The 12,024-nt window shown below is 68.3% G+C and carries 15 protein-coding genes and 2 tRNA genes; 9 read left to right on the top strand and 8 right to left on the bottom strand.

Going from position 1 to position 12,024, the window contains the following annotated elements; all coding sequences use genetic code 11:
• The first annotated feature begins 8 nt into the window (after positions 1-8).
• Entirely contained in the window at positions 9-398 is a 390-nt protein-coding gene (locus MKK49_RS22865) for a tautomerase family protein (RefSeq protein WP_244032244.1), read from the top strand.
• A 314-nt stretch (positions 399-712) separates the two neighbouring features.
• Here the strand turns inward: MKK49_RS22865 and MKK49_RS22870 are convergent, their stop codons facing one another.
• The 3 genes from MKK49_RS22870 to MKK49_RS22880 all read right to left on the bottom strand — a co-directional run bounded on the left by MKK49_RS22870 (position 713) and on the right by MKK49_RS22880 (position 1,304).
• Complete coding sequence (locus MKK49_RS22870; RefSeq protein ID WP_244032245.1) at positions 713-928, bottom strand: hypothetical protein; 216 nt, start codon at positions 926-928, stop codon at positions 713-715.
• A 145-nt stretch (positions 929-1,073) separates the two neighbouring features.
• Positions 1,074-1,150, bottom strand: a tRNA-Asp gene (locus MKK49_RS22875).
• A 77-nt stretch (positions 1,151-1,227) separates the two neighbouring features.
• A tRNA-Asp gene (locus tag MKK49_RS22880) sits at positions 1,228-1,304 on the bottom strand.
• A gap of 212 nt (positions 1,305-1,516) precedes the next feature.
• Between MKK49_RS22880 and MKK49_RS22885 the strand changes: the two genes are divergently transcribed.
• On the top strand, positions 1,517-2,035 hold the full coding sequence (locus MKK49_RS22885; RefSeq protein ID WP_244032246.1) for a DUF2937 family protein: 519 nt from the start codon (positions 1,517-1,519) through the stop codon (positions 2,033-2,035).
• 125 nt (positions 2,036-2,160) lie between these two features.
• The gene (locus MKK49_RS22890; protein WP_244032247.1) at positions 2,161-3,390 is read left to right on the top strand and encodes a peptide ABC transporter permease; all 1,230 of its coding nucleotides are present in this window, start codon (positions 2,161-2,163) and stop codon (positions 3,388-3,390) included.
• Between the two features lie 16 nt (positions 3,391-3,406).
• On the opposite strand, the gene MKK49_RS22895 is transcribed toward MKK49_RS22890, so the two are convergent.
• Both MKK49_RS22895 and MKK49_RS22900 read right to left on the bottom strand, forming a co-directional pair.
• Positions 3,407-3,844: a metallopeptidase family protein gene (locus tag MKK49_RS22895; RefSeq protein WP_244032248.1), complete on the bottom strand. Its 438-nt coding sequence runs from the start codon at positions 3,842-3,844 to the stop codon at positions 3,407-3,409.
• Positions 3,841-4,569, bottom strand: a complete 729-nt coding sequence (locus MKK49_RS22900; RefSeq protein WP_244032250.1) for a pyrimidine 5'-nucleotidase — start codon at positions 4,567-4,569, stop codon at positions 3,841-3,843. The genes MKK49_RS22895 and MKK49_RS22900 overlap by 4 nt, the downstream gene beginning before the upstream one ends.
• 414 nt (positions 4,570-4,983) lie before the next feature.
• Between MKK49_RS22900 and MKK49_RS22905 the strand changes: the two genes are divergently transcribed.
• The 4 genes from MKK49_RS22905 to MKK49_RS22920 are packed head-to-tail and all read left to right on the top strand — an operon-like array spanning position 4,984 to position 8,454.
• Positions 4,984-5,535, top strand: coding sequence for a SiaB family protein kinase (locus MKK49_RS22905; RefSeq protein WP_244032251.1), 552 nt, complete (start codon positions 4,984-4,986; stop codon positions 5,533-5,535).
• Positions 5,536-5,549: 14 nt separating this feature from the next.
• Positions 5,550-5,936 (top strand): DUF1987 domain-containing protein, encoded by a 387-nt coding sequence (locus MKK49_RS22910; RefSeq protein WP_244032252.1) that lies wholly within the window; start codon positions 5,550-5,552, stop codon positions 5,934-5,936.
• Positions 5,933-6,763, top strand: a complete 831-nt coding sequence (locus MKK49_RS22915; RefSeq protein ID WP_244032253.1) for a GGDEF domain-containing protein — start codon at positions 5,933-5,935, stop codon at positions 6,761-6,763. Before MKK49_RS22910 ends, MKK49_RS22915 begins: the two co-directional genes overlap by 4 nt.
• Positions 6,760-8,454 (top strand): SpoIIE family protein phosphatase, encoded by a 1,695-nt coding sequence (locus MKK49_RS22920; RefSeq protein WP_244032254.1) that lies wholly within the window; start codon positions 6,760-6,762, stop codon positions 8,452-8,454. Before MKK49_RS22915 ends, MKK49_RS22920 begins: the two co-directional genes overlap by 4 nt.
• A gap of 40 nt (positions 8,455-8,494) precedes the next feature.
• Here MKK49_RS22920 and argB read toward each other — a convergent pair whose 3' ends face one another.
• Both argB and MKK49_RS22930 read right to left on the bottom strand, forming a co-directional pair.
• The gene (argB, locus tag MKK49_RS22925) at positions 8,495-9,391 is read right to left on the bottom strand and encodes an acetylglutamate kinase (RefSeq protein ID WP_244032255.1); all 897 of its coding nucleotides are present in this window, start codon (positions 9,389-9,391) and stop codon (positions 8,495-8,497) included.
• Positions 9,392-9,536: 145 nt separating this feature from the next.
• Positions 9,537-10,106, bottom strand: coding sequence for a peptidase S14 (locus tag MKK49_RS22930; RefSeq protein WP_244032256.1), 570 nt, complete (start codon positions 10,104-10,106; stop codon positions 9,537-9,539).
• A 268-nt stretch (positions 10,107-10,374) separates the two neighbouring features.
• On the opposite strand from MKK49_RS22930, the gene MKK49_RS22935 reads away from it, so the two are divergent.
• Both MKK49_RS22935 and MKK49_RS22940 read left to right on the top strand, forming a co-directional pair.
• The gene (locus tag MKK49_RS22935; protein WP_244032257.1) at positions 10,375-10,584 is read left to right on the top strand and encodes a hypothetical protein; all 210 of its coding nucleotides are present in this window, start codon (positions 10,375-10,377) and stop codon (positions 10,582-10,584) included.
• Between the two features lie 207 nt (positions 10,585-10,791).
• Entirely contained in the window at positions 10,792-11,067 is a 276-nt protein-coding gene (locus MKK49_RS22940; protein ID WP_244032258.1) for a hypothetical protein, read from the top strand.
• Between the two features lie 30 nt (positions 11,068-11,097).
• On the opposite strand, the gene MKK49_RS22945 is transcribed toward MKK49_RS22940, so the two are convergent.
• A complete protein-coding gene (locus MKK49_RS22945) occupies positions 11,098-11,880 on the bottom strand; it encodes an MOSC domain-containing protein (RefSeq protein ID WP_244032259.1) in 783 nt (260 codons plus the stop codon).
• Positions 11,881-12,024 lie beyond the last annotated feature (144 nt).

Here is a 12,024-nt window from a genome sequence, read left to right on the forward strand (position 1 = left end):
AAGATTCCATGCCGCTGATGCGTTTCGATATCCTGGAAGGCCGTACTGATTCCGAGATCAAGTCTCTGCTCGACGCCGCGCACGAGGCGATGCTGGAGGCCTTCGCCGTGCCGCCGGGCGACCGTTACCAGATCGTCACCGAGCACAAGCCGTCGCGGATGATCGTCGAGGACACCGGCCTCGACATCCCGCGCACCAGGGACGTGGTGGTGGTGCAGATGATCACTCGCCCGCGCGGCAAGGAGAGGAAGGAACTGTTCTACCGGCTGCTCACCGAGAAGCTGGAGGCGGCCTGCGGCATCGCGCCCGCCGACGTGATGGTGTCGACGGTGGAGAACACGGACGAGGATTGGTCGTTCGGCCACGGCCGGGCCCAGTTTCTCACCGGCGAACTATAGCCTGGCTGCCGATTTGAGGGGCTTCTCCCCAATTCATGAGGCTCTTTCCGCCAGTATGAATCCATCAATGGCGGCTCAGGACCAAGATCCATCCTGACCTGTCCGGGGTTGGGGGCGATCCGAACGAGTATCAGGCCGCCGAGGCGCGTTCGGGGTCCGATGCGGCGAGACCGTGCCATGACCTGCAGGGCCGGTCCGGTTCGCCTCCTGACGCAGCGGGCCACGACCAGGTTCGGTCTCTCTCGCAAAGCTCCCGTGGCACGATCGTACCCGGCGCGAAATCTGGCCTCGACCGGGAATTCTGGCAGCGACTGTCAGATTCGGGTGCCTGGGTCTCGCAGGGGAGCACCGCAGCGCCAGCCGGTGATGCGGTAATCCGGGTGCGTCCCGACCCAGCGCGCCAATTGCGGCTGAGCCACGTGCTGGCAGGCGCGCGCATCGACGACATCGAGGGCGAGGCGCCGCGCTTGGCACGTGTCCGGCGCGTTGGTCATGCAAGCCGTGAAGTACAGGAAGAAGAACCCCGGCATCGTCCACCCTCCGCGTGCTGCGTGCGAACGAGCTTAGGATTCCCGAAAGCGAAAGCGAGCCGGCGAAGCGACGCCGATTGCCGCACGGACCGGATTCAGGACGTCAAGTCCTTGTTCCGCAACACCACCGATGCAGGACTAAAAATGGCGCGGGCGACGGGACTCGAACCCGCGACCTCCGGCGTGACAGGCCGGCACTCTAACCAACTGAGCTACGCCCGCGTGGCGTCGAAGACCATCTGCTCGGGGCGGACGTTGCCGCCGGGCAGAACCGGACCTTCGGAATGTCGTGTGATAAGTGGCGCGGGCGACGGGACTCGAACCCGCGACCTCCGGCGTGACAGGCCGGCACTCTAACCAACTGAGCTACGCCCGCGTGGCGTCCCGCCTCGTCTCCGCTGCGGTGTCGGGGGTTTAGGTTCGACCACGGGGGCTGTCAAGCAGGCTGCGGCGGCATTCCCGCAGATCGGTTTTGCGGGGCGCACCCCCGCAAAACCGCCCGAGCCCACGATGCCCGCGAAGCGACGACGGGAACACCCAGCGGGCGAGACGGCTTGTCCGGTCATCTGTCCTGCGGGGAGGGGGCCCATGTTTCGTGTCCTGCGCACACTCGGCCTCGCCTTGGGGGTCCTCGCCGGCATCGTTGGCGCGCAAGGTCCGGAATTCGCCCAGCAATACGGCCAGCGCCTCGCCGGGACCGTTGATGAGCTGCGCCGCGTTGTGGCCGGGTTCGAGGCCGATGCCACGGCGACGGGGCACACGCGCGACAGCGCCATCGCCCGCCTGCGCGGCGATCCCGATGCTCTCGTTGCCCGGCGCGGCGCGGCGGCGCGCGCCAATCTCGATCGCCTCGCCGGCCTGACGGCGCGGCAGGCGGCCCTCGACACGGCCGGGGGCCCCCTCGGTCGGCTCGCCGCCCTGATCCGCGACCCCGACCTCGGCCTCGCGCGGGCGACGTATGAGGATTACCGTCCCGCGGTGCCGACGACGGCCGACGGTCTCGTCGCCGGGTTCCTCGGCTTCCTCTCGGCTTGGGCGGGATGGCGGCTCCTGTGCGACCTCGGCCGACGCCTGCTTCGCCGCCGGCCCAATGCTGTGACCGCCTGAAGCGTGTCCGCCGGGGCACAGGTGTTGCACGGCATCTACAGCCCGACCCTGATGAGTGCACTACGACTGGCGCCGTAGCGCGCGGGTGAACTCGCGGCGCCGGTCAACGGCTGACAGTCGCAATCATGGTGCGTGCGTCCCATCCTTCCGTCGATCCGGCCGTCGACGCCGCCGCGCTCCTGCGGCGCGTCGGGTTCTTCGGCCTGTTCGTCCTCGTGCCGGTGACGGCGCAGATGGGCCGGCGCGCGGCGGTGATCCTGGCGCCCATCGCGGTGGTGCTGCTCGTTCTGGCCAGCGCCATCGACGGCAAGTCCGGACCGTGGCGGCCCGCCGCCCTCCGCCTTCTGCGAAATCCGGCCTTCCTCGCCGGACTCCTCGTCGTCCTGTGGGCAGCCCTGTCCCTGGTGTGGACGCCGTTTCTGGACCTCGCCGCCGAGCGGTTGCTCAACCTGATCGCGACGATTCTCCTGACCGTAGCCGGCTACCTCGCCCTGCCGGAGCGGATGCGCTCGGCCAACCTCTACCTCCTGCCCGTGGGTACGGCCGCCGCCGCCCTCGTGGCGATCCTGCTCGGCCTGTTCGGGCACCGCCTCCCCGGCACGCCGGGGGACATCGACGGGACCCTCGACCGGGGCCTGACGCTCCTCGCGCTCCTCGTCTGGCCGGCCGTGGCCTGGCTGCGCTCCCGCGGGCGTGACCTTGAATCCCTCGGACTCGCGGTCCTCACGGCGGCCGCCCTCGTGATCTCGCCCAACGCCCTCCACCTCGCGGCGCTGGCGGTGGGCGCGGCCGGCTTTGCCCTCACGAGCCTGCGGCCCGCCCTCGGTGTGCGCGTGGCGAGCGTCGGCGCGGCGGCCCTCCTCGTGGCGGCGCCCCTGCTGCCGTTCCTGGCGCGGCCCGTGGCCTCGGCCCTGTTCGGCCCGACCTCGCCCGGTGCCCTGTCCCTCAAGGCGTGGCAGAAGATCGTCGCCGGCGAACCCATGCGCCTCGTGACCGGACACGGGTTCGAGACCGCCCTGCGCGGGCGCATCGTCAACCTGCTGCCGGCCAACGCCCCCACCACCCTGCTGTTCGAGCTATGGTACGAACTCGGGGTCGTCGGCGCCTTCGCGGCGGCCTTCGCCCTCCGAGCCGCGATCCGGCGCGGCGGGCGCGGTACGCCCGTCCTCGTCCCCGGTGCCATGGCGGCGTTCGCCGCCGCCTTCACCATCGCGTGCATCGGCGTCGGCCTGACGGTGATGTGGTGGCTGACCACCCTGACGGTGGCGATCCTCGCCTTCGTCGCCGTCGCGCGTGGGCAGTTCCGCACCCGGCGCCCCAAGGCGAGCCAACTCGCCCGGCACGAAGCGCCCTGACGGCATCATCGGGGTCTCAGCCGTCGGCGCGGGCCTCGATGGCGGTCATGTCGCCATCCGACAGGCCGAAATGGTGCCCGATCTCGTGGACGAGGACATGGGTGACGAGGTGCCCGAGGGTCTCCTCGTGTTCGGCCCAGTAATCGAGCAGGGGTCGTCGGTAGAGCCAGACCTGATTCGGCATCTGGCCGGTGGTGAACTCGCCGCCCTGCGCCAGTCCGATCCCGCGGAACAGGCCGAGGAGGTCAAATTCGCTGTCGCACGCCATCTCCGCCAGGGTGTCGTCGTCGGGGAAGTCCATGACGTGGATGATCACCCCCGGGCACAGGGCGCGAAACTCCGGGGGCAGGCCGGCGAACGCCGCGTGGGCCAGAGCCTCGATGTCATCGAGGGAGGGAGCGTGGCGCCCGGCCCAGTCGTCCTCGGGGCCGTCGCCCCCGTACGGCACGCTCACCGGACCACCGGCAGCACCCGCTCGGCGAGGAAGCCGGCGAGATCGCTGGTGATATGATCGATATGCGCTTCCTGGACCGCCGCCTGCTCGAACGCTTCCCGGAACGGATCGAGGGTGCGGGGCACCACCAGCACCGTCGCCATGCCGATCTCGTGGGGCACGACGAGGTTGCGGGCGATGTCCTCGAACAGGGCCGAGCGCCGTGGATCGACGCCATGGCGCAGGAGGAAGCGCTCGTAGGTCGAGCGTTCGGGCTTCGGCACGAAATCCGCGTCGGCGATGTCGAACACATCCTCGAAATGATCGAGGATGCCGAGCTTGGCGGCCACGCTCTCGGCATGTCGCCGCGACCCGTTGGTGAGGATCAGCTTGCGGCCGGGCAGGCCCTCGATGGCGGTTCCGAGGGCTGGGTCGAGGCTGATGGTCGAGTGGTCGATGTCGTGGGCGAAGTCGAGGAAGTCGTGCGGATCGATCGCCGCCTCGGTCATCAGCGCCTTCAGGGTCGTGCCGTAGCGGTGATAGAAATATTTCTGCAGGGCTCGGGCCGAGAGGCCATCGAGGCCGTAGAGGCGCATCACGTAGAGGGTGATGCGCTCGTCCACCTGCGGCCAGACCCGCGCGTCACTCGGGTAGAGCGTGTTGTCGAGGTCGAACACCCAGGTGTCGACCTGATCGAACCCACGGGACCGGACGGAGGTGAAGTGGCTTTCGCCGGGAAGGAACAAGGCGCTTCGACTTCGATGCGGGCCGGACGATCCGGCCGGGCTGCCTAAGATGGGACACGAAATCGAAAAGGGAAGCTTTACGGTTCCGTATCATACCGGGCTCACCGCCTTCGGTGCTTGGGTCGCCCCGGGTGAAACGAGGCGCTGCGCGTTCGGGAAACGGTCATGCGCGCGCCCGGGTGTGGACGTCAGCCTTATACTGCAGCTCACTTGCATATGTTTTCGTCAAAATTGGGCAGAATTTGCGCAGCATTCGTGCGCTGCTGTGCTGGGTTGCAATTTCTTTCACCGAATCGTGAACAGATAAAGAGCCTTCGACATTTAACGTCCCGTACATGATCTGCGGGTTATTCAAACTCGCTCGGTCTGCTAAGGTTGCGCGACCGGGAGCTACCGCAAGCCGGGAGAGATCCGTTGCTCGCCCAAGACTTCAAGCATTTCTTCGACACCTCCCGACGTCAGGGGGTGATCCTGTCCTTCGGCGGCGACCTGTCGGAGAACGTCCTGTTCTCCCTGGGCGAGGTACTGAAGCTCCGCATGAATCAGGACGCGACGGATTCGAGCGTCACCAAGCGGGTGTTCGGAATCTTCGTCGAGCAGGCGCAGAACATCATCCGCTACTCCGCCGACAAGGTCTCGGAGCGGTCCGCTTCCGGCGGCATGATCAGCGCCGGCATGATCGTCGTGGGCGTCGATGCCGGCCGCTTCTACGTCGTGTGCGGCAACGAGGTGCCGGATTCCGACGTGCCGACCCTGCGCGCGCGCCTCGACCATCTGGCGACACTGACAGGTGACGAATTGAAAGCGTTCTACCGGGAGAAACTGCGCCAGCCGCCCGACGAGGGCAGCCTCGGCGGCAGCATCGGCCTCATCGAGATCGCCCGCCGGTCCAGCGCGCCCGTCGAGTACGACTTCCAGGAACTCAGCTGCGGGCGGAGCTTCTTCTGCCTCAAAGCCTACATTTGAGTGGCGCCGGACCGATGGACACCATCAGCCTTCCCGCCACCGACCGGTCGCCGCGCGTCGATTTCGATTTCGATGGTGGCCGCCTCGCCCTGCGCGGCGAATCCTACCCCGAGGATGCCGCCGCCTTCTACGGGCCCCTGCTGCAGGCTCTCAAAGGGTACCTCGCCACGGTCACCACCGATCCCATCGTGTTCGAGGTTGGTCTGGCCTACTTCAATTCCTCCAGCGCCAAGGCGCTCATGAACCTGTTCATGCCCCTGGAGGACGCCGCCGCCGAGGGCCGTCGGGTGACGATCCGCTGGTTCTACGCCGATGGCGACGAGACCATCGCGGAGGCCGGCGAGGACTTCGCCGCCGACTTCTCCCACGCCCGCTTCGAGATGGTGGAGGAGCCCGTATGAAAGCGGTGGCCAAATCCGAGGCCGAACCGGCTGCGGACGCCTTCAGCCTCTACGATGCCGAGGAGGCGGTGATCCTCCAGGCCGAGACCATGCTGGCGGGGCTCTCGAATGCCGCCGCCGGCGTCAACGCCCTGGCCGACGCCTACCGCCGCGGCTACCGCGAGCAACGCCGGCTCGTCCGCATGAGCGACCGGATGCAGCTCGATCTGCAGAAGGCCAACCATTGCCTCGCCGAGCAGCGCCGCGATCTTCAGGCCCTCAACGAGGCCCTGTCGAAGGAGATCGAGCATCGGACGCGCCTCGAGGCCGAGTTGCGCCGGCTCGCCGACACCGACAGCCTGACCGGCGCCCTGGCCCGGCGCCGGTTCATGGAGATCAGCGCCCGCGAGTGGGCGCGGCATCAGGAGGGGACCGCACCGATCTGCGTGCTGATGCTCGACCTCGACCGGTTCAAGCTCGTCAACGACAGCTTCGGCCATGCCGTGGGCGACGCCGCTCTCGTTGCGAGCGTGGCGGCCTGCCGGGCGAACCTGCGCCCGCGCGACATCATCGGGCGCACGGGCGGCGAGGAGTTCGCCGTCCTGCTGCCGGAGACCGGCCTCGGACACGCCCTGGAGGTCGCCGAGCGCCTGCGGGACGCCGTGGCGTCGGCACCGGTGGAGGCGCAGGGCGGAACCGTAACCATGTCGGTCAGCATCGGGGTGTCGCAGGCGCGGCAGGGCGAATCCCTGGAAAGCGCCATGCAGCGCGCGGATGCGGCGCTCTACACGGCCAAGGATGACGGGCGCGACCGTGTCCGAAGCGCCCCCGGCGAGGGTTCGCCGTGACCCCCGAAGTCACGCCGACTGTCGATGGCCCTCCGGTACGGCGCGGCGGCTCCTTGCGGGGGGCGGGGCCGCGCCGGAGCAGCGATTTTCTCGATGCCGCCGGCTTCGCCGATGTTCCGCGGGCCGGAAACGTCGACGGCGCGACGATGCGGCCCGGCTCCCTGCGCGGCTCGGCTCGGGGCCGCGATCTCGACAGCCTCGCCCACACCCTGTTCCTGCGGATCTATCCCGTCATCGCCATCGTGGTTCTGGTCACCCAGATCGGCATCGCCTGGGTGAACTACAGCGACCAGATCCGGCTCTACACCGAGCGGGCGAATCTCCTTGCCGCCCTCACCGCCAGCGCCGTGGCGCGGCCGGACTGGAGCGCCCAGCCCGAGATCTACCGCCACCAGGTCCAGGCGCTCGCCCTTGATCCGACCTTCCGAGCGGTGATCCTCCGCGACGCGTCGGGAACCGTGGTCACGACACTCGGCGACATGCCGCGCGGCCGGGCCTGGGACCTCGTCATCGCGCAGGCCGATCTCGTCGCCGCGCCGGAGGCCAAGCCCGTCGGACACCTCACCCTGGCCATCTCCGCCGAGGCCCTGCGGGGCAACGCTGAGAAGCAGGCGCTGCTGGCCCTCGTCACCAGCATCATCCTGATGCTGGCTTTCGTCGTGACCCTCCATGCCAACGTGCGCAGGCACGTGCTCGCCCCCCTCAAGCGCCTGCTCGTGGCCATGCGCGAGGTCGAGCACAAGAGCTGGGTCACCGTCGAGACCGGCGTGCGCTTTCGCGCCAGCAACGAGATCGACGTGATCTCCCAGGCGTTCAACCGCATGGTCGAGGGCCTGCGCACGGGCGACGAGGCCAAGCAGCTCCTGAAGGAGCTCGAGACCGCCCACGCCAAGCTCGCCGAGGCCAACGGCCTCGTCATGGAGAGTATCGGTTACGCCCGCCGCATCCAGAGCTCGGTCCTGCCGGACCGCGCGGCCCTCGCCGGCACCGGCCTGGAGGTCGGTGTCCTGTGGGAGCCGCTCCATGTCGTCGGCGGCGATTACTTCTGGCTCGAGGAGGTCGACGGCCTCGGCATCGTGGTCGTGGCCGATTGCACCGGGCACGGCGTGCCGGGCGCGTTCCTGACCCTCATCGTCGCCACCGCCCTCGACCGGATCCTGCACGAGCGGCGCCTGCGCGACCCCGTCGAGATCCTGCGCGTCCTCGACGCCATGGTCCGGGTGCAGCTGCGTCAGGACGGCCGCGGGGCGGAATCCGACGACGGCCTCGATTGCGGCGTCTGCATATGGAACCGGGAGACGGCCGAACTGCACTTCGCGGGCGCCGGCCTGGCCCTCACCTGCATCACCGACGGGATCGCGACCCGCATCCGGGGGGCCAAGCGCGGTCTTGGCTATCCCCAGCGGCCGGGCGAGGTGTTCGCCGTGACCGAGACCGTCGTTCCGGTCTCTCGCGGGACGACGTTCTACCTGATGACCGACGGCATCACCGACCAGATGGGCGGACCGAAGCGGCAGCTTCTCGGCCATCGCGGTGTCGCCGACATCCTCGGCGCACACCGCGATATGCCGCTCTCCGCGCAGATGGCGGCCCTGGAACAGGCCTTGACCCGCTACCGCGCCGGTGAGGCGCGTCGCGACGACATGGCCCTGGTGGCGTTCCGTACGAGCCCCGCGACGGCGCCCCCGTGACCCGCCCCGCCGTCGCGGGCGGGCGGGCGGGCTACGCTGGTCAGGTCCTGCGGATCAGGGTGCCGGCACCGTAATCGGTGAACAGCTCCAGCAGCACCGCGTGGCTGACCTTGCCGTCGAGGATGACCACCGCCTCGACGCCCTGCTCCAGGGCGTAGATGCAGGTCTCGACCTTCGGGATCATGCCGCCCGTGATGGTGCCGTCGGCGATGAGCCGCCGGCAATCCTCCAGGGTGAGTTCGGGGATCAGTTTCTTGTCCTTGTCGAGCACCCCCGGCACGTCCGTCAGCAGCAGCAGGCGCTTGGCCCGCAGGGCCCCCGCGATGGCGCCCGCGAAGGTGTCGGCATTGACGTTGTAGGTCTGGCCGTCGGCTCCGAAGGCCACGGGGGCCAGCACCGGGATGAGTTCGGCCTTGAGCACCGCGTCGAGGACGCCGCGCTCGACGTGGTCCGGCTCGCCCACGAGGCCGAGATCGACCTCCTGCTCGGTCTGGCTCTCGGGGTCGATGATGGTGCGCGTGGCCTTCTTGGCCCGCACCATGTTGCCGTCCTTGCCGCACAGGCCGATGGCCCGCCCGCCCTCGGCCGAGATCCAGCCGACGATCTGCTTGTTGATGGAGCCGGCCAGCACCATCTCGACCACCTCGACGGTGGCCTCGTCGGTTACGCGCAGGCCGCCCTGGAACTCGGACTCGATGCCGAGGCGCCCAAGCATGCGGCCGATCTGCGGGCCGCCGCCATGGACCACGATGGGCTTGAGGCCGGACTGCTCGAGCAGCACGATGTCCTCGGCGAAATCCTCCGCCGCGGCGCGATCGCCCATGGCGTGGCCGCCATACTTGATCACCACGATTTCCTGATCGTAGCGCTGCATGTGCGGCAGGGCCTGGACCAGCACTTCGGCACGCACGTGCACGTTGGGCAACGGATCTTTCATCGTGGGGCTCGTTCCTCGATGCGTGCCGGGCGGTCGTGCGCGGCGCCGGCTTCTACCGCAGGCATGCGACCCTGCGAAGCATCCGGCGGCAATTTTTACGCCCGCCCGTTCTTCACGTCCGAACGCGCGGGGCCGGGCGAAGGCGTCAGATCACGGCCTCGATCAGCCCCAGGCGGCGGGCTTCCTCGGCCTCGAGGTACCAGTTCGACGGCGCGCGGGCGAGAACCTCGTCGAGGTTCACCGTCGATCCGATCACCAGATTGGCAAAGCCCTCGTTCTGGATCTCGATGGAGCATTCGAGTTCGTGAAGTGCTGCTTTCACCGTGGCGATGCAGGTGGTCAGCGGACCTTCGATGTTGAGCTTCTTGGAGATCTTGCGCTCGTGGATCATCAAGCGCGTGCCGCGCGTCAGGTAGCGGTTCGAGCGGGCGAAGAAGCTCATGAAGGTGGTGCCGGCCGAGTAGATCGCCGCCTTGCCGAGAAAGACGATGCGCCGCTGCGGATCGAGGTCACTGGCGAAGCGGATATCCTCGCCCATCATCCGCGCCACCTCGGGATCGCCCCCGAGGGTCGAAAGTTCGACGACGACGAAATCTCGGTCCGAGGCGGCGTCGAACTGGCTGCGGAAATCCTTGTACATCGCCTGATCCACCGGACCGGACAGCAGGATGGCGGGCGCCTTGAAGGCGGAAGCGGGAAGCGGCGTCGTGTCCATGATGTCCTTCGGGGGAGCGTAGCCGTCGCGGCGTCGCGGGATGCGGCTTGTGAGACGCGTGCCGCCGCCCCGAGGTTCCGATCCGCATCCCATGGAAGGGGCGGCCCCGTCCTCTGGACAGCCATGAACCCCGGAAAGCGACGCGGACCAGCCGGCCTCGGCGCATGATGATTTGCGAGAACTGATTTTCGTGCGCCTGCAGCATGCCTTTAAGAATCGATTAACCCTAATCCGCAATCCTGTGTCCTGCCGCTCAGGGACTAAGCCGATGCCGAACACCGATCCCGTCATCACTCGCCCGACTCTCACCAATCCCAGCCTGCTCGCCAGCGCCCTGCACCGGATCGGCACCGAGGCGGCCTCGACGGCCGAGATCTGGCGACGGCTCACCGAGCATTACATCGTCGATCTCGACGCCGTGGCGGCCCTCCTGCCGCGCGCCGAGCCCGAGCCGCTCTGGCTGACAAGCCGCAACTGAGCGTGGCGCGCGCGTCACATGCCCGCGCGACGCAGTTCTGAAATCTCGTCCTGGCATACAGCGTGCTTGACCAGGACGACCTGCATCTAAAATCAAGAACACGTCAGTCACGCTCCCGGGGAACGCTTCAGACAACGATCACGCGGCCGCTCGGACGCCAGAGCCAACCCGCGGACCTTCTTCGCCATTTCGAACAAGGGGTCCGTCATGTCCGAATTGCTGTCCGTCGCCCTCGTCTGCGCCTCGACGATGCTGGCCCAGAACTGCTCGCGGGCGACCGCCCTCGACGTCATCGTCTCCCCCGCCCGCACGCCGATGGAGTGCATGATGCACGGGCAGGCGGTTGCCGCCTCCGCCGGCCTTCCCGGCGGGGATGACCGCTACCTCAAGGTCACCTGCGAGCGGCGCCACGCCGATCTGCGCCATCTCAGGCGTGCCGGCTACGCCGCCGCCGTGGTTCTGGTGCGGCGCGACCCGATCTGAGCCGACGGATCGATGGGGGACGGCCCGCGCTCACGCGTATGCCGCCTCGACCGCGAGGCGATCGCCGATGTGAAGGGTGCCTCCCTCCACCACCTCGGCATAGACCCCGCAATCCGTGTGGCCGAGGTGGCGCGACAGGGCGTGGGGGATCGCGAGGTCGCGAATCCCCGTGACCGGATCGACATTGGTCGCCGCACACCGCTCGGTGCGTTTCAGAATGCGCAGGGTGACGCCGCCCGGCGTGGCGAGGGTACGCCCGACGAGGTCGAGTTCGGCCCACGGCGCCAATCCGGAGAGGTGGAGGTTGGCGCGAAACCGTAAGGGATCGACGGCGAAGCCCGTCATGGTTTCGATGGCCGCCACGCTGGCGAGATTCAGGAGCGAGACGAAGCCGCGCGGAGAATCGGTGAAACGGAAGCCTTCGGGTGCGGTGAGCACCTTGGGCGGTCCGCGCAGGGCCTTGGGCAGGTAGCCCGCGAGAAAATCCTCGATGGCGGCGCGTCCCTCCGCCGTGCCGAGGTCGCCCCGCGCGGCGATCTCGCCCCCGTTCCGGATCGTCAGGCTGTTCGCGCAGGCATCGTAGCGCGCATCGAGGCGGGCCAGGGCCTCGTGCCGCATCAGCATGAGGAATTTGATCTTCGGCTGGTGCACCGGGACCATCGGATCGAAGCCGGACGGGCCGTTCTCGACGGCGAACAGGCGGTCGCCGGGAAAGTATCGGCCCACGTCCAGATCCGCGCTGTCGAGCCTTTCGGGTGAGAGGCCTTTCACGGGATAGCGGTGGAGGGCGTCGAGGCGCAGATCGGTTGTCATCGGTGGAGCATGGCCCCGGGATCGCGGGGTGTGCAAGCGATCGCCTGACGCGTCCGTCGGCATCCATCGTCGGACCCCTTGTGGTGCGAAATTACAACACCACATCCGGGTTACCGGCGGCCACGAGGGCGCCGGGGTTCTCGC

Origin of the sequence: Methylobacterium sp. J-090 (assembly GCF_022829345.1) — a bacterium.
Lineage (GTDB): Bacteria > Pseudomonadota > Alphaproteobacteria > Rhizobiales > Beijerinckiaceae > Methylobacterium.

What these genes read in the sequence shown, in the direction of transcription:
- MKK49_RS22930 (WP_244032256.1), bottom strand. Translation starts at nt 10,106, where the DNA reads ATGGACACGACGCCGCTTCCCGCTTCCGCCTTCAAGGCGCCCGCCATC.
- MKK49_RS22915 (WP_244032253.1), top strand. Translation starts at nt 5,933, where the DNA reads ATGAAAGCGGTGGCCAAATCCGAGGCCGAACCGGCTGCGGACGCCTTC.
- MKK49_RS22910 (WP_244032252.1), top strand. Translation starts at nt 5,550, where the DNA reads ATGGACACCATCAGCCTTCCCGCCACCGACCGGTCGCCGCGCGTCGAT.
- MKK49_RS22935 (WP_244032257.1), top strand. Translation starts at nt 10,375, where the DNA reads ATGCCGAACACCGATCCCGTCATCACTCGCCCGACTCTCACCAATCCC.
- MKK49_RS22945 (WP_244032259.1), bottom strand. Translation starts at nt 11,880, where the DNA reads ATGACAACCGATCTGCGCCTCGACGCCCTCCACCGCTATCCCGTGAAA.
- argB (WP_244032255.1), bottom strand. Translation starts at nt 9,391, where the DNA reads ATGAAAGATCCGTTGCCCAACGTGCACGTGCGTGCCGAAGTGCTGGTC.
- MKK49_RS22870 (WP_244032245.1), bottom strand. Translation starts at nt 928, where the DNA reads ATGCCGGGGTTCTTCTTCCTGTACTTCACGGCTTGCATGACCAACGCG.
- MKK49_RS22940 (WP_244032258.1), top strand. Translation starts at nt 10,792, where the DNA reads ATGTCCGAATTGCTGTCCGTCGCCCTCGTCTGCGCCTCGACGATGCTG.
- MKK49_RS22890 (WP_244032247.1), top strand. Translation starts at nt 2,161, where the DNA reads ATGGTGCGTGCGTCCCATCCTTCCGTCGATCCGGCCGTCGACGCCGCC.
- MKK49_RS22885 (WP_244032246.1), top strand. Translation starts at nt 1,517, where the DNA reads ATGTTTCGTGTCCTGCGCACACTCGGCCTCGCCTTGGGGGTCCTCGCC.
- MKK49_RS22865 (WP_244032244.1), top strand. Translation starts at nt 9, where the DNA reads ATGCCGCTGATGCGTTTCGATATCCTGGAAGGCCGTACTGATTCCGAG.